Raw genomic sequence first — 15,235 nt, 5'->3', positions numbered from 1 at the left:
GCACAAGTTTCTTAACACGTTCAAAAAGCCAATTCATATTCATTCTAATTTGATAGATTATACACATCCTTTAAAACGGAAATGACCATACCTTCATCATACGTTTTCAAGTCATATCGTATACGGAGCTTGGTACCTAAAGGGGCATAGTAATAGACCCTCCAAGAATCTGCTTCGCCTAAACCTATACAACCATTGGAATACGCTTTACCCAAGGTTTTAGGATTTGTGGTGGGGTGAATCATTTGACCATTCCTAATTGCATTGATCTCCGTCTCTATCCATGGTATTTGTGGCATCATCGTAGTTTTTTCATCATCCCTTTTGGTAACATAAAAACGCTTGCCGTTTACTGGGTTATAAAAATCAGGATGCCTTACATGTTTAATGATGGAACCTTTGCCCGTTTTTGTCCTTAAATCTGTTACACGGTCACCAAATTTTAGGTACCGCTCCCTATGCTGGCCCACTCTAACCGGAAACGTATATAACAATATGGAATCTTGAAAGATGCGCAGTTTATATTCCGGTACATTTACATCAATTTCCGTATTTGAAAATGCTTCCAACAATTTACACGCACTTAACGAATCTGGAATTTGAAGTTGACTTCCTTTAGGTAATACGATCATTTGTCTTTGATCATATACAAATGAATCACGAGCAATCATTCTATAATAATCCGTGTTTTCCAAAGTATCTATAATCCAAGGATTATGGCGTACCAACAAATGTTCCGATAAATCATATGGCACAATGCTATCATATGTATTGACCACAGAATCCATATACTGAAAATAGGCACCTACTTTTACATCGTTCAATATCTGAACAAACCTCTTCTCTTCTACCAATGGCCTATACTCCATTGCCACACCAATACTATCGCTTTGCATCTTCTCTGCATAATGTTGTGTATTTGTCTGGCAGGCGACAAAAAAAACCAAACAACATATCTGTATCGTTATTTTCATATATCTTAAATGATTTTTAACCATTATAATTTTTATCTAGCGTTTACTTTCACCAAACCACCATCGTGTTCGCATGGGTTTTTTAATGAGCCCAAATCTTTTAACTGCATGTTCCTTTAAATGAGCCTTCATTTCCTCAACGGAATCGGTTAAAAACATCAAATCCAAATCTTCTTTTGAAATACTTTCATTTTCAGCCATAATCTCAATATGCCTGTATAGTTCCTTATGGTATTCCTTACCGAAAATAATTACGGGGAAATTGTGGATCATTTTTGTCTGTATCAACGTTACCGCTTCAAACAGTTCATCTAACGTGCCTATACCGCCAGGCATTACAACAAATGCATACGAGTACTTCAACAACAAAAACTTGCGTACAAAAAAATAAGGTATGTTGATCCATTTATGTAAATAGGGATTGGGCTCCTGTTCATGTGGCAATATAATATTACACCCTACAGAATAACCATTGTTTAGAAAAGCCCCTTTATTTGCTGCTTCCATTATACCGGGACCGCCTCCGGTCATAACGGCAAACCCCATTTCGGACAAAGTTTTACCAACTTCCTCCGCCTGCTTATAATAATCATTTTCCTCAGAAAAACGTGCAGAACCAAACACGGTAACACAGGGGCCTATAAAATGTAGTTTTCTAAATGCTTTGATAAATTGAAACTGCACCTTAAACGTAAACCAAAGTTCCTTGAACCTGCTCCGTGGGCCATCTAGGAAAGCACGCTCTTCCGTTAAAAACCAAGGGGAATCCTTTTTATTTGTTTTAAGCATTTTCTGTACTTTGATTAAATACCCAACCAAAGTAACTTGAACAAAGTAATTTAAAAATGACAATGCTCATACCTGAACTATGAGCATTGTCATTTGCAGCCATGATTATCCTATTTATGTTTGTCGCTTTTAGTAATAATCGTATGAATTATGGAAATTGGCCTATATAGCATTCAATCTTGTTTCATATCATTTAAAAGGGCCTATTTAGGCGTAACAATACTTATATTTATAACGAAGATTTTTAGCATACGGTTCATTTAAACATTATCCATAACCAAGTATCCGGGATGATACAAAAGCGAACTTTTAAAATGTAGTACATACCAAAAAATTACAATACGTGAGCAAAGCCATTTATATTGTCACTACCGAGCCCAATAGCGGAAAATCCATTGTTTCTTTAGGACTTATGCAACTCTTACTGGGCAAGACGGCCAAAGTAGGGTATTTTAGACCTATTATAGACGACGTTCCTGATGGAAATATAGATAACCATATAGATACCGTGCTAAGTTATTTTAATGTAGACATGGTACCTGAAGAGGCTTATGCCTATACCCGTAGCCATGTGGTTCAACTTAAAAACCAGGATAAGGACGATGAAATCGTAGGGCACATTATCCACAAGTTCAAAACCATTGAAAAACGTTTTGATTTCGTATTAGTGGAAGGAACAGATTTTTCTGGGGAGGGAACAATTATTGAATGGGATATTAATGTGCTCATTGCCAAAAATTTAGGCATCCCCGCAATTATCCTTGCCAGTGGTAAAAACAAAACGCTAGATGAACTTTTGGGCAATCTTTATATGGCCTATGATTCGTTTATGGAAAAAGGTGTTGAAGTACTATTGATCATTGCAAATAAAATACAGCCAGAAAATTTAGATATCGTCAATGAGGGGCTGCAGAAAAAACTCCCTGAAAATGTCTTGATCGGTACTATCCCCATGAATACCATTTTAGGACGCCCAACCATCAAGGAAATATCGCAAGAATTAGATGCTAAAATATTATTTGGCGAAGCATTTATAAATAACCAAGTAGCCGGTTTTGGTGTTGGTGCCATGCAATTACGTAATTATATTACCCATTTAAAGGAAGATAGCCTGGTCATTACTCCCGGTGACAGGGCAGATATTATTTTAGGTGCTTTGCAAGCCAATATCTCAACCAACTACCCCAAACTTTCCGGTATAGTATTAACGGGCGGACTCCTTCCTGAAGATTCCATTACAAAATTGATTGAGGGCCTAACGGATATCATCCCCATACTTTCTGTTGCCGGTGGCACCTATGCGGTAACCAATAAAATTGGTACCATAAGACCTCGTATATATGCCGATAATACAGAGAAAATCTTGACCTCTATCCAAGAATTTGAAAAACACGTGCCCACCAAGGAATTGTCTGAACGCTTGATTACCTTCAAGGCAAAGGGCATTACCCCTAGAATGTTCCAATATAATTTGCTGCAAAAGGCCAAATCCTCCAAAAAGCATATTGTACTGCCCGAAGGACTTGATGAACGTATCCTTTTAGCCACTAAAAAATTAATAGATGCGGATGCGGTCTCCATTACTTTATTGGGCAACAAAGAACAGATTAGGACAAAAATTACCGAATTGGATATTGACCTTGACCTTGAGACCATTAATATCATTGATCCAACTGCATCACCAGTTTTTGATGAGTACGCCAATACCCTATTTGAATTAAGGAAACATAAAAATGTGAACTTGGCCATGGCCAAGGATTTAATGGAAGATGTTTCTTATTACGGTACAATGATGGTTTATAAAGGACATGCAGATGGTATGGTGTCCGGAGCGGTACACACTACCCAACACACTATTCGGCCTGCGTTACAATTTATTAAGACCAGACCTGACGTATCCATAGTCTCCTCCATTTTCTTTATGTGCTTGCCCAATAGGGTTACCGTTTTTGGCGATTGCGCGATCAATCCAAACCCAACAGCTGAACAATTGTCAGAAATTGCCATTTCCTCTGCCGCTACAAGTACCGCATTTGGCATAGAACCAAAAATTGCCATGCTATCCTATTCCTCAGGTGCATCTGGCGTAGGAGAAGATGTGGACCGGGTTCGCAAGGCTACTGAAATCATCAAAACAAAAAGACCCGATCTAAAGGTAGAAGGACCAATACAGTATGATGCCGCCGTAGATGCCAAGGTAGGATTAAGTAAGTTACCCGATTCTGAAGTTGCCGGACAAGCAAGTGTATTCATTTTTCCCGATTTAAATACCGGCAACAATACATACAAGGCCGTGCAACGGGAAACAGGAGCATTGGCAATTGGACCTATGTTACAGGGGTTGAACAAGCCCGTAAACGATTTAAGCCGTGGTTGTACGGTAGAAGATATATTTAATACCGTAATCATCACCGCCATACAGGCGCAAGGCCTTTAACCCAATTTTCATGAATATCTTAATTATAAATTCCGGTAGTTCTTCCATCAAATATCAACTTTTGAACATGCCTTCCGCACAAATTATTTGCGCAGGTATAATTGAGCGTATTGGCAGTATCGATGCCATTTCTTCCTTTACATCAAAAGATCATAAGATAGAAAGGACCTGCACGATAAACAACCACAGGGAGGGTCTGGAAAGAATAACGGAATTACTTTTAGATTCTGAAAAAGGAGTTATTAAAAGTACGGACAACATTGATGCCATAGGCCACCGGGTGGTACATGGGGGAAGCACTTACACAAAAACCACCTTAATAAATGATGATGTAAAAAAGAGTATAAAAAAACTATCTCCTTTGGCGCCACTTCATAATCCTGCCAATTTAGTAGGCATAGAAATGGCGGAAGCGATCTTTAAGAACGCTCAACAAGTTGCCGTCTTTGACACCGCTTTTCATGGTACTATTCCCGTAAAGGCCAAACAATATGCCATTCCCCTACCCTTATATGACGAAAAAGGCGTACAGGCGTACGGATTTCATGGTACCAGTCACAAATATGTATCTGAAAAAGCAAATGCTTATTTAAACAATCAAAAGACCAATTTAATTGCAATTCACTTAGGGAATGGGTGTAGTATTACGGCCATTAAAAATGGTAAAAGTATAGACCACAGTATGGGTTTTGCACCGTCTAACGGATTAATTATGGGAACACGTAGTGGAGATATTGACCACTCCATAATCTTCTATATGGTTGACAACCTGGGCTATAGCCTATCCGAAATAAATGAACTTCTGAACAAAAAAAGCGGTATGCTAGGCCTTACCGGTTATAATGATTTGCGGGATATTGAAAGCCAGGCAAGTAATGGCAACCAAAAATGTATGCTGGCCCTAGAGATGAACGCCTACCGCATAAAAAAATATATAGGCGCCTATACTGCCGCCATGAACGGATTAGATGCCATAATCTTTACTGCCGGTATTGGGGAAAATTCCAGCTTAATGCGTAAGCTTGTCTGCCAAGATATGAGCCATTTCAATATAGTTTTGGACGATGCAAAAAATGACTTAAGAGCGGCTACTATCCGTGAAGTAAACACCATTGATTCCAAGGTTAAGATTCTGGTGGTTCCAACCAATGAAGAATTGGAAATTGCGCAACAAGTGTATCAGTTACTTACTTAATTACAGCATACAGCTACTGCTCTTTAAACCACAAGACTATATCAATCCCTTCATGCAGCGGAATAGTGCATTGTGGTTATATACAATAATATAGTGCTATAATAACTTGTAGAATATGATGCATGTCATATCAACCGCATTTTAATGGATGTACATTTAGGTTGAGTAAATTCTATAACACCTAAATTTAAACATCATGCAGAACGACAACGGAAATGTATTATTGGCCCTATTAACTGGCGCAGCAATTGGAGCAGGAATCGGTATACTTTATGCTCCGGACAAGGGCGTTGAAACCCGCCATAAAATAAAAAGAAAAGTAGAGGATACCGGACATGATTTAGCAGAACGTTTATCCCATGCCAAAGACGAACTAACCAAAACGGCAAACGAAAAGAAGGACGTATTCGACAGAAAATTGGATGAGGCCATTGCCACCATGAGTTACAAGGCAGATGACATCATTGATAAATTGGAGAGAAAACTAGAAGACCTTAAAGCTAAAAATTCCCAACTACAAAAATAGTACGTATGGCTTTTGAAGAACTAAAAAATGACCTCATTGGGTTACAGACCGAAATGGGGTCATACATAGAACATAGCGAGGAATATTATAGACTTAAAATATTCAAGGTCCTATCCAAAAATGCAACAGGTCTATTACAATTGGTACTAATTGGCATTAGTGCTCTCTTGGCATTATTGTTCCTATCCTTTGCAGCATGCCTTTGGCTTTCTGAATTAATGGACAGTTATTTTAGTGGGTTTGTGGTCATTTCCGGTTTTTATATCCTACTGGCATTTGTATGCTATCTATTCAGGGAAAAATTGAACAAACCTGTACTCAAAAAATTATCCACCTATTATTTTTCGTGATATGACAAAAGCATATACATCCTTCAAAGAAATTGATAATCGACTTAAAGTTTTGGAGCTTCAACGGGAAATCAACAAGGAAAATTTAAAACTATTGGCGCATCATGCTAAAGTAGATTTGGTTCCACAGACGTTTCGTACCGGTATAGGCGCACAAATGCTAAACACCTCTACGGTTAAAAGTGCTATCATTACTTTCTTTTCCAATAGATTGTTACGGTTTATTCAACATAAAAGAACTTCAAAAAAATCCTAACAACTACATGACCATCACAATAATATTAAAACATCTAGTATGAAAATTGGACTTGTACTCTCTGGTGGGGGTATGCGTGGTGTAGCGCATATTGGGGCCATAAAAGCATTAGAGGAGCATAATATTTTCCCTTCGTACATTGCCGGTACAAGTGCAGGTGCCGTTGTAGGAGCACTATACGCCAACGGTTGCAGTTGGCAGCATATGCTTGAACTTTTTAAAACCGTAGACCTGTTTTCAGTAAAGAAATATGCAAGAAACAAACCAGGATTTGTGGATGCTTCTAAATACTATGATCTCTTACGCACCTATTTACCTCATGATAATTTTACCTCCCTTAAAATTCCATTATACATCACCGCTACCAATTTATTGGATGGAAGCCTGAAAGTTTTTCATCAAGGTGAACTTATTAGACCAGTATTGGCTTCTGCAGCAGTACCCGGTTTTTTTGCCCCGGTACAGATTGAAGATGGATATTATATTGACGGTGGTACCTTAAATACGTTTCCCGTAGAACTTATTAGCCATTTTTGCGATCAAATTGTAGGTGTATACGTTAATCCATTTAAAAAGGTACGTATGGAACATCTAAAACATTCCTACCACATTTTGGAACGTGCCTATCATATCATCCTTGCCAATGAATCTCTGTCAAAGTTTGAGGATTGCAACTTGTTGATTCAACCCAAAGGGCTGGAAAATTACAACATGTTCGCCGTAAAGAACATTGACACCATATTTCAATTGGGCTATGAATCCGCAATGGAGGAAATACGTTCAAATCCTTCCTTTATACTTACTATGACTTCAAGCGTAAGGGATTAATTATCCCGTTTTCCTTGCGCTTCCATCATACAGCCCATTTATAAACCAGGTTAAGAACAATGTGTCATTTTAAGTAGCTGCAGTTCTCAACAATATAAATTCGCTAATATTGGTCGTATCAATTACTCCAATTAGTTTCCCCTGTTCAAGTACTGGAAAAAAACCATTTCCTTCCCTTCCCAACCCTTGCAATACTTTCATTAACCCGTCAGATGAATTAACGGTAGTAAATTTGGTTTGCATGATGCTGCCCACCAAAGTTTCGGGTGCTTTGGCGTGTTCTATTATATTTTTTTGTGTCAATACACCTACAATTTTCCCATTGTCAACTACCACAAAATCTTTCTCTGTTCCCCCCAAAAGGATTGCAATGACTTCCTTTACTTTATTTTGGGTATTCAATTGTGTTATATTGGTCATGGTAGCATCCTTGACCATATATCCTTTGAGCAAATCTCCCTGTTTTACCATTTGGTTTTCACCATAGGCCGCAAGAAAGATAAACAGTGCTATCAATATTAAGAAAGGATTAAAAAATAAGCCGAGTACAAAAAATACCACAGCTAACCCTTGACCAAGACTTGCAGCGATTTCAGTAGCCTTTACACGCCCAAGTTTAAAGGATAGCAATGCACGCAATACGCGGCCACCATCCATAGGAAAGGCTGGTATTAGATTAAAGACGACCAACATTACATTGGCAATAAATAGGTAGAATAAAAAATTCTGTAAGGTTGGTTCATAAAGCAATTCCTCCATAACAATAGCATCAAAATTAAAGTAGCTACGTACCGGGACTACCAAGAGAAGTAAAATGGCAATAATGATATTCACCGCAGGACCTGCCAATGCAATCCATAACTCCTGCACAGGTTTTTCAGGCATTTTTTCCAATGTTGCAACACCGCCTATTGGCAATAAAAGTATGTTCTTGGTCTGTACCCCAAATTTTTTAGCGGTCAGGGCATGCCCCAATTCATGTAAAACGACACAGAAGAACAATACCACAATAAGGGCTTCATTGAGCAATATTCTGTTTAGACCACTGCCTTTCTGAAACTCCAAAAACGCTACCCATAAAAGTAAAAGTATAAAGGTCCAGTGAACTTCAATCTTTATTCCGGATACCTTTCCTAAACGCATGACACCTTTCATATCTACCAATTTTATACCAAGATATTCTAGACCTTGATCTATACCAATGACAATGGTCATAGCACCAACATATTCCTACGGCTATATTTGAACTATGTTTTGAACATTACCACCATGAACAGAATTATTACTCTTACCGTAAACCCTGCGGTCGATAAAAGCACCACGGTCAATGGTATAGTGCCCGATAATAAATTAAGATGCGGCACGCCGGTATATGAACCCGGAGGGGGCGGAATCAATGTGTCTCGCGTAATACAGGAACTTGGGGGCACTTCCTTATGTATGTATTTATCCGGCGGACCTACTGGGATTCATCTTCAGGAACAATTGACAGATTTACAAATTGACCAACAGATAATCCCTATATCTGGTTGGGTACGTGAAAACCTTGCCGTAACCGATACCAAGAACAATGCCCAATACCGATTTGGAATGCCCGGACCCGTAGTTCAAAAAACGGAATGGCAAAGAACATTAAAACAACTGGATACCGTTCTTGAAGAAGATGATTTCTTGGTAGCAAGTGGAAGTCTTAGCCCTGGTATGCCCTTAGACTTTTTTGCCCAAGTTGCTAAAATAACAACAAAGAATAAGGCCAAATATATTTTGGATACCTCTGGGGAAGCATTGATAAAAGGTGCAAAAGAAGGGGTTTACCTCTTGAAACCAAATTTGGGCGAGTTGGCTACGCTATGCGGCATTGAAGCAATTACCTATACGGAACTTGAAGCCGTTGCCAAGCATTTCCTCAAAAATAATACATGTAAAGTGCTGGTAATCTCAATGGGTCCAAAAGGAGCCATGGTCGTTGCCAATGATATGGCCTTTCATATAAAATCGCCCGTTGTCTTACAAAAAAGCACCATTGGCGCCGGTGATAGTATGGTAGCGGGTATGGTGTTGGCCCTTTCTAAAAATAAATCAATCAAGGAAATGGGTATTTACGGAGTAGCCTGTGGTACGGCGGCAACCATGACAGAAGGTTCACAACTTTGTAAAAAGAACGATGTAGATGAGCTGAACAGCTGGATTTTGGAAAATTCCTAAATAATGGACAACTGATTATATGGCCAAATCTCCGGACAACTGCCTTAAAATAATTTCCGATAGCTTAGCCTGAAACTTGGCATTGCTAAACCTCACCTTGGCATTAATATAGTTTAATTGCGCAGTTCTAAACTCTAACGTTGGTATTATGCCTATGCGATATTTCTCTACGGTTATGTCTAAATTCTCCTTTGCTATGGCCTCATTACTTTCTTCCAATTCAATTAAACTGATATTGGTCAGATAGGTTTGATAAGTAATACTAAGAATAGATAATAACTCTTGTTGCTGTTGGGCAATGGCAATTTCAGCATTCTCCAACTCTAAACGTCCTATTTTTTCATTTCTGTTTTGATTAAAGCCATCAAAAAGATTTAAAGTGGCCCCAAAACCATAATTAAAACCTCTGGAATTGGCACTCGTAGTAAACCCAAGACTTGATTCTGACCTGCCAAAATTATAACCTGTTGTTGCAAAAACAGTAGGATATCTGGCCGCACGTACCTGTTTTAACTCCAATTCATTTATACGTTTGTTAATACGCTCTGCATTTAATTGTGGGTTATTGGAGATGACATCCGCTTCCAACTCCGGTAATAAAAGACTTTCATCTACATTAATTTCCGTAGCGACCACAAATGCCGTCTTTAAATCTCGTGCCAGTTGTTCATTCAATTGGATTTTGGTGTTGGCATATAATTCCCTCTGCCGCTGCATTAGCGTTTGGTCCGTATTTAAATCTACCTGGGCGTTCAGGACTTCCAATTTTGAGGCCTTACCAATGGTAAACCTATTTTGGGCCAGCTCAACCCGTTGTTTGGATATTAGTATGGTACTATCCAAGGCCGTTAGCTGTTGCTGTTGCTGTACCAAATCATAATAAGTGATCATTACTTCGCCCACTTTGGTCAAAATAACTTGTTTTAGTTCTACCTCGCCCAAATTCTGATTTTGTTTCAATTGTTCCAGATTGGCGAACATGCGTAGGCCGTCAAACAATGTCCAATCCATGGCCACACCATAATTTAAACTATTGTTCTTTGCATTGTCCTGTTCTACCTGGGAACCATCTGAACGGGTTTGCGATAAATTCTGCACACTATTATTATCCGTAATACGGGCTTCCAAAGTAGGAAGCATGCCTGCATAACCCGGACTTACCCCTATGGAATCAATTGCGAGATTATTGCTGGCGGTAATAATACTGTAATTATTCTCTATTGCTATTTTTACCGCTTCCTGCAAGGAGAGCACTTCTTGTCCCCGGACATTGCATCCAACTAAGAATACAATAAAAAATATAATCCTGTAATAATTCATTTTAATATGTTTCAAGCACTTTAAACTCCGGTCTTTCTACTTTTTCACGTGACCACAACATATAAAGTGCAGGAATTACAAATAACGTTAGCAATAAGGAGAACATGGTCCCACCAATGATCACTACCCCCATGCCTATTCTACTGGTAGAAGCCGCTCCCAAGGATAACGCTATGGGCAAAGCTCCCAAGGCAATGGTTAAACTGGTCATTAGAATAGGCCGTAGTCTTGATTCCGATGCCTGTAAAATTGATTCTCTTTTTCCTAATCCCTGTTCCCGTAATTGATTGGCAAATTCTACAATAAGAATACCGTTCTTGGTTACCAGACCAATTAACATTATGGTGCCTATTTGACTGAAAATATTCCATGACTGTCCAAATAACCACAAGGAAAACATGGCTCCGGCAACGGCCATAGGTACGGTCAGGATAATGATGAAGGGATCTATAAAACTTTCAAATTGTGCAGCAAGAATTAAGAAAATCAACAGTAATGCCAATCCAAAAGCAAATAGGGTATTTGAACTACTTTCAACAAAATCCCTTGATTCTCCACCCAAATCTGTAGTAAAGGATTCATCCAATACTTTATCCTTTATCCGCTCCATGGCCTCTATACCGTCGTTGATGGTTTTACCGGGTGCTAAATTTGCAGATACGGTAGCAGACATGTACCTATTATTGTGATATAGTTGTGGTGGACTACTATGTTCTGATGTTTGAACCAGGTTATCTAATTGAATCAACAAACCGTCCTTATTTTTGACAAAGATTGATGTTAAATCCATCGGTGCATTTCTGTCCTCTTTATCAAATTGACCAATTACTTGATATTGCTTTCCGTTCATTAGAAAATATCCAAAACGTTGTCCGCTCAAAGATAGTTGCAGGGTTTGGGCAACATCTATTACGGACACCCCTAAACTTTCAGCCTTCTCACGGTCTATGGTCACATAGATTTCCGGTTTGTCAAATTTTAGATTAACGTCTACAAAAGAAAACGTCTCATCATTTTCTGCCTCTGCCATAAATGCAGGAATATTTTCTTCTAATTTCTTAAAGTTCTGTGCCTGAATAATGTATTGGATCGGGGGGCCACCTCTTCTATTTACGGATATTGTTGGCCGTTCAGATACGTTGGACTTACCACCAACATATGCCTTAGCCCATCTGCCCAAATCTTCCGCAATTTCATGTTGGGAACGTTCCCGTTCACTAGGATCTACCAAAGCAACATTGGCCCTACCACTATTTACGGAAGATGATCCAAAACCTGGTGAAGTAAGTACAAGGCTGACTTTCTTTTCTGGTATGGAATCATTGATCAAGTCAGTAATATTCGTCATAAGACGATCCATGTATTCATAGGATGATCCTTCTGGTGCGCGCACGTTCAGCCGCACAAAACTACGGTCATCATAAGGTGCGGTTTCTTTTGGAAGTAGTATGTAGAACACCACAATTAATCCTAAACATCCTGCCAAAATTGGAAAACTCAACCACTTTCTTTTCATAAATTCCCTAAGCGATTCTGCATAGGAACGGTTCATTCTCAAAAAATACTTCTCCGTAAAATGATAGAATTTTGATTGTTTCTGTTTGCCGGGTTTGATCAAGTAGGCATTAAGCATAGGGGTCAGTGACAAAGAAACAAATGCGGAAATCAATACTGCGGCACCTAAGACCACCCCAAACTCACGGAAAAGCCTGCCTACAAAACCTTCCAAAAAGATTACCGGAAGAAACACTGCTGCCAATGTTATTGAAATGGATATGACCGCAAAGAATATTTCATTAGACCCTTTTATGGCCGCCTCTATAGGGCTCATACCCTCTTCTACTTTTTTATAAATATTTTCCGTTACCACAATACCATCATCCACTACAAGTCCCGTGGCAAGTACAATGGCCAAAAGTGTAAGCACATTAATACTATACCCAAACAGCCACATAATAAAGAAAGTGGCTATCAAGGATACGGGAATATCTATTAAGGGCCTTAGGGCCATGGACCAGTTTCTAAAGAAGAAGAAAATGACCAGGATAACCAATACTATTGAAATCAATAAGGTTTCCGCAACCTCGGTTACAGCCCTTCTAACAAAGACCGTATCATCAATTACCACGTTCAATTTAAAACCTTCCGGCAAATCTTTTTTTAGCTTTTCATATTCCTCATAAAAAGCATCCGCAATCTCCAAATAATTGGTTCCTGGTTGTGGAATGACCGCGGTAGCGACCATGGGCTGCCCAGAATCGCTCATCTTGGTCTCCATGTTCTCCCCTTCCAAACTTGCCTTACCAATGTCACTTAAACGAACCAATTTTTCCCCATCTGCCAGAATAATGATATCGTTGAACTGCTCTTCCGTATTAAGGTTCCCGATTGTCTTTACCGTTAACTCCGTATTATCTCCGGTTAATTTTCCAGATGGCAATTCTACGTTCTGTGCCAACAATGCGGCCCTAACATCTGCCACTGTAAGTCCATAGGAAGCCAATTTCAATGGGTCTATCCAAAGGCGCATTGCATATCTTCGCTGTCCCCATATTTGTACGCTACTTACCCCAGGTATCGTTTCTATCCGCTGGGCAATAACGTTCTCTGCGTAGTCTGATAGTTCCAATATATTCTTTCCATCGCTTTGCACGGTCATGGAAAGGATACGTTGTGCATCGGCATCAGATTTGGAGACTACCGGTGGGGCATCCAAATCTTCCGGCAAACGCCTTACCGCTTGTGACACCTTGTCCCTTACATCATTGGCCGCATCTTCAAGATTTTTGTCCAAGTTAAATTCTATACTAATAGAACTTGAACCTTGTACACTAGAAGAGGTTATATTACGTATACCGTCAATGGAATTGATCGCTTTTTCCAATGGTTCAGTGATCTGAGATTCAATTATATCTGCATTGGCACCTGAATAACTGGTTCTCACAGATACTTGCGCCGGATCAATGGAAGGAAACTCACGCACCCCTAAATATGTATAACCAATGATACCGAATAGGATTAAGGTAAGGTTCATTACAATGGTCAGAACCGGTCTTTTTATACTTAAGGTCGATAAGTTCATTATTCTGCGGTTAACGTTACAGGTTCTTCAAATTGAATATTGACGGGAGTACCATTTTTCAAGGCCATTACTCCATAGGTCAAAATAGTGTCCCCTACCTTTAGTCCAGAAACCACCCGTACCTCATTACCCGTCCTTGCCCCGATCTCAACATCGATTTCCTTGGCTTTACCTTGTTCTGCAATAAATATTCTTTTACCGTTCTGTACAGGTATCAAGGCTTCTGACGGTACCATTAGGGCATCATCTATACTTTCCAAAGGCAACATTACATTGGCATATGTTCCCGGGTACAATTTACCTTCCTTGTTTTCCGCAATGGCCCTCATTTTCAATGTTCTAGTAGCAATCTCTACTTCTGGCTCAATGGCATACACCTTGGCCTTATATTCCTCTTTGGTATCTGAAGTAGTAAAACTCAACTGCGAACCTACAGATACCTGAGATGCATATTTTTCCGGAATTGAAAATGTAATCTTGAGCTTGCTGGTATTGACCAATTTGGCGATCAATGTCTGTGGAGTTACATAGGTGCCTTTAGAAATATACCTCAACCCAATGGTTCCCGAAAAAGGCGCCCTAACTATAGTTTTTGAAAGTTGCGCCTGTATTAATTGCGATTCTGCACTGGCAGATTGGTAGTCCGCACTCACAATATCATATTCCTCTTGACTTATGGCCTGTTTTTCCAACAATAATTTTGCCCTCCGTTCATTTTCCGAGGCTAGTTTTTGGGCCGTTTGCACTTTGGATAATTGCGCCTGTAACTCTATATCATTGACCTTGAACAACACTTGACCTTCGGTAACCTTACTGCCTTCATTAAAATTAATACGTTCAACAATACCGGAAACCTCACTCCTTATCTCAATTTGTTCATTGGCTTCTATGGTTCCGGATAAGGAAATATTATCATTGAACTGTTGGGCATTAAGCACCATTCCCTTTACAGAAGTTGCTTGTTCTACCGCATCATTGGCCTTAGATCCGCCAATTTCATTGTTTGCATCTATGCGGTATACTATTAGGGCGGTAATTCCTATTAAAAGAAGGCTATAAACAATGTATTTTATTTTCATTTGGAAGTTTGGATAGTTATTTGGCAAACCGGTATCGTCTACTTCACAAATCTAATTCTTAAAGGCTGTTTTATAGAAATGTTAGGTATTATTTAACACCGTTTTAATACACCAATTAGCTCTTTTTATAGATATACACATTAGATTAAAATGTGCATTACATTGTATGACTTCCAATATTTGAAAAGGTTTAA

The 15,235-nt window shown here is 39.1% G+C and carries 13 protein-coding genes; 7 read left to right on the top strand and 6 right to left on the bottom strand.

Features of this window, described 5'->3' with window-relative positions; translation table 11 throughout:
* Positions 1–44: 44 nt before the first annotated feature.
* Together CHB68_RS05485 and CHB68_RS05480 are read right to left on the bottom strand one after the other, a co-directional pair.
* Positions 45–974, bottom strand: a complete 930-nt coding sequence (locus CHB68_RS05485; protein ID WP_089259874.1) for a L,D-transpeptidase — start codon at positions 972–974, stop codon at positions 45–47.
* A 36-nt stretch (positions 975–1,010) separates the two neighbouring features.
* The gene (locus tag CHB68_RS05480) at positions 1,011–1,763 is read right to left on the bottom strand and encodes an LOG family protein (protein WP_089259873.1); all 753 of its coding nucleotides are present in this window, start codon (positions 1,761–1,763) and stop codon (positions 1,011–1,013) included.
* A gap of 343 nt (positions 1,764–2,106) precedes the next feature.
* Between CHB68_RS05480 and pta the strand changes: the two genes are divergently transcribed.
* The 6 genes from pta (at position 2,107) to CHB68_RS05450 (ending at position 7,355) form a co-directional block, all read left to right on the top strand.
* Positions 2,107–4,200, top strand: a complete 2,094-nt coding sequence (gene pta / locus CHB68_RS05475; RefSeq protein WP_089259872.1) for a phosphate acetyltransferase — start codon at positions 2,107–2,109, stop codon at positions 4,198–4,200.
* Between the two features lie 10 nt (positions 4,201–4,210).
* Positions 4,211–5,395, top strand: coding sequence for an acetate/propionate family kinase (locus tag CHB68_RS05470; protein ID WP_089259871.1), 1,185 nt, complete (start codon positions 4,211–4,213; stop codon positions 5,393–5,395).
* A gap of 196 nt (positions 5,396–5,591) precedes the next feature.
* Positions 5,592–5,921, top strand: a complete 330-nt coding sequence (locus CHB68_RS05465) for a YtxH domain-containing protein (protein ID WP_089259870.1) — start codon at positions 5,592–5,594, stop codon at positions 5,919–5,921.
* 5 nt (positions 5,922–5,926) lie between these two features.
* The gene (locus tag CHB68_RS05460) at positions 5,927–6,271 is read left to right on the top strand and encodes a hypothetical protein (RefSeq protein WP_089259869.1); all 345 of its coding nucleotides are present in this window, start codon (positions 5,927–5,929) and stop codon (positions 6,269–6,271) included.
* 1 nt (position 6,272) lies between these two features.
* Positions 6,273–6,527, top strand: coding sequence for a DUF6327 family protein (locus tag CHB68_RS05455; protein ID WP_089259868.1), 255 nt, complete (start codon positions 6,273–6,275; stop codon positions 6,525–6,527).
* A gap of 39 nt (positions 6,528–6,566) precedes the next feature.
* Positions 6,567–7,355, top strand: a complete 789-nt coding sequence (locus tag CHB68_RS05450; RefSeq protein WP_089259867.1) for a patatin-like phospholipase family protein — start codon at positions 6,567–6,569, stop codon at positions 7,353–7,355.
* 69 nt (positions 7,356–7,424) lie between these two features.
* Here CHB68_RS05450 and CHB68_RS05445 read toward each other — a convergent pair whose 3' ends face one another.
* Positions 7,425–8,570 (bottom strand): site-2 protease family protein, encoded by a 1,146-nt coding sequence (locus CHB68_RS05445; protein ID WP_245838832.1) that lies wholly within the window; start codon positions 8,568–8,570, stop codon positions 7,425–7,427.
* 54 nt (positions 8,571–8,624) lie between these two features.
* Between CHB68_RS05445 and CHB68_RS05440 the strand changes: the two genes are divergently transcribed.
* Complete coding sequence (locus CHB68_RS05440; RefSeq protein WP_089260564.1) at positions 8,625–9,560, top strand: 1-phosphofructokinase family hexose kinase; 936 nt, start codon at positions 8,625–8,627, stop codon at positions 9,558–9,560.
* A gap of 15 nt (positions 9,561–9,575) precedes the next feature.
* On the opposite strand, the gene CHB68_RS05435 is transcribed toward CHB68_RS05440, so the two are convergent.
* The 3 genes from CHB68_RS05435 to CHB68_RS05425 are packed head-to-tail and all read right to left on the bottom strand — an operon-like array spanning position 9,576 to position 15,041.
* Entirely contained in the window at positions 9,576–10,880 is a 1,305-nt protein-coding gene (locus CHB68_RS05435; protein ID WP_089259866.1) for a TolC family protein, read from the bottom strand.
* A 1-nt stretch (position 10,881) separates the two neighbouring features.
* Entirely contained in the window at positions 10,882–13,962 is a 3,081-nt protein-coding gene (locus tag CHB68_RS05430) for an efflux RND transporter permease subunit (RefSeq protein WP_089259865.1), read from the bottom strand.
* Positions 13,962–15,041, bottom strand: a complete 1,080-nt coding sequence (locus CHB68_RS05425; protein WP_089259864.1) for an efflux RND transporter periplasmic adaptor subunit — start codon at positions 15,039–15,041, stop codon at positions 13,962–13,964. The genes CHB68_RS05430 and CHB68_RS05425 overlap by 1 nt, the downstream gene beginning before the upstream one ends.
* Positions 15,042–15,235 lie beyond the last annotated feature (194 nt).

The sequence above is a fragment of the Maribacter sedimenticola genome (assembly GCF_900188415.1).
Taxonomy (GTDB): domain Bacteria; phylum Bacteroidota; class Bacteroidia; order Flavobacteriales; family Flavobacteriaceae; genus Maribacter; species Maribacter sedimenticola.
This window is presented reverse-complemented; position numbering and strand designations above follow the sequence as displayed.

What these genes read in the sequence shown, in the direction of transcription:
- CHB68_RS05485 (WP_089259874.1), bottom strand. Translation starts at nt 974, where the DNA reads ATGAAAATAACGATACAGATATGTTGTTTGGTTTTTTTTGTCGCCTGC.
- CHB68_RS05480 (WP_089259873.1), bottom strand. Translation starts at nt 1,763, where the DNA reads ATGCTTAAAACAAATAAAAAGGATTCCCCTTGGTTTTTAACGGAAGAG.
- CHB68_RS05470 (WP_089259871.1), top strand. Translation starts at nt 4,211, where the DNA reads ATGAATATCTTAATTATAAATTCCGGTAGTTCTTCCATCAAATATCAA.
- CHB68_RS05465 (WP_089259870.1), top strand. Translation starts at nt 5,592, where the DNA reads ATGCAGAACGACAACGGAAATGTATTATTGGCCCTATTAACTGGCGCA.
- CHB68_RS05460 (WP_089259869.1), top strand. Translation starts at nt 5,927, where the DNA reads ATGGCTTTTGAAGAACTAAAAAATGACCTCATTGGGTTACAGACCGAA.
- CHB68_RS05455 (WP_089259868.1), top strand. Translation starts at nt 6,273, where the DNA reads ATGACAAAAGCATATACATCCTTCAAAGAAATTGATAATCGACTTAAA.
- CHB68_RS05450 (WP_089259867.1), top strand. Translation starts at nt 6,567, where the DNA reads ATGAAAATTGGACTTGTACTCTCTGGTGGGGGTATGCGTGGTGTAGCG.
- CHB68_RS05445 (WP_245838832.1), bottom strand. Translation starts at nt 8,570, where the DNA reads ATGACCATTGTCATTGGTATAGATCAAGGTCTAGAATATCTTGGTATA.
- CHB68_RS05440 (WP_089260564.1), top strand. Translation starts at nt 8,625, where the DNA reads ATGAACAGAATTATTACTCTTACCGTAAACCCTGCGGTCGATAAAAGC.
- CHB68_RS05435 (WP_089259866.1), bottom strand. Translation starts at nt 10,880, where the DNA reads ATGAATTATTACAGGATTATATTTTTTATTGTATTCTTAGTTGGATGC.
- CHB68_RS05430 (WP_089259865.1), bottom strand. Translation starts at nt 13,962, where the DNA reads ATGAACTTATCGACCTTAAGTATAAAAAGACCGGTTCTGACCATTGTA.
- CHB68_RS05425 (WP_089259864.1), bottom strand. Translation starts at nt 15,041, where the DNA reads ATGAAAATAAAATACATTGTTTATAGCCTTCTTTTAATAGGAATTACC.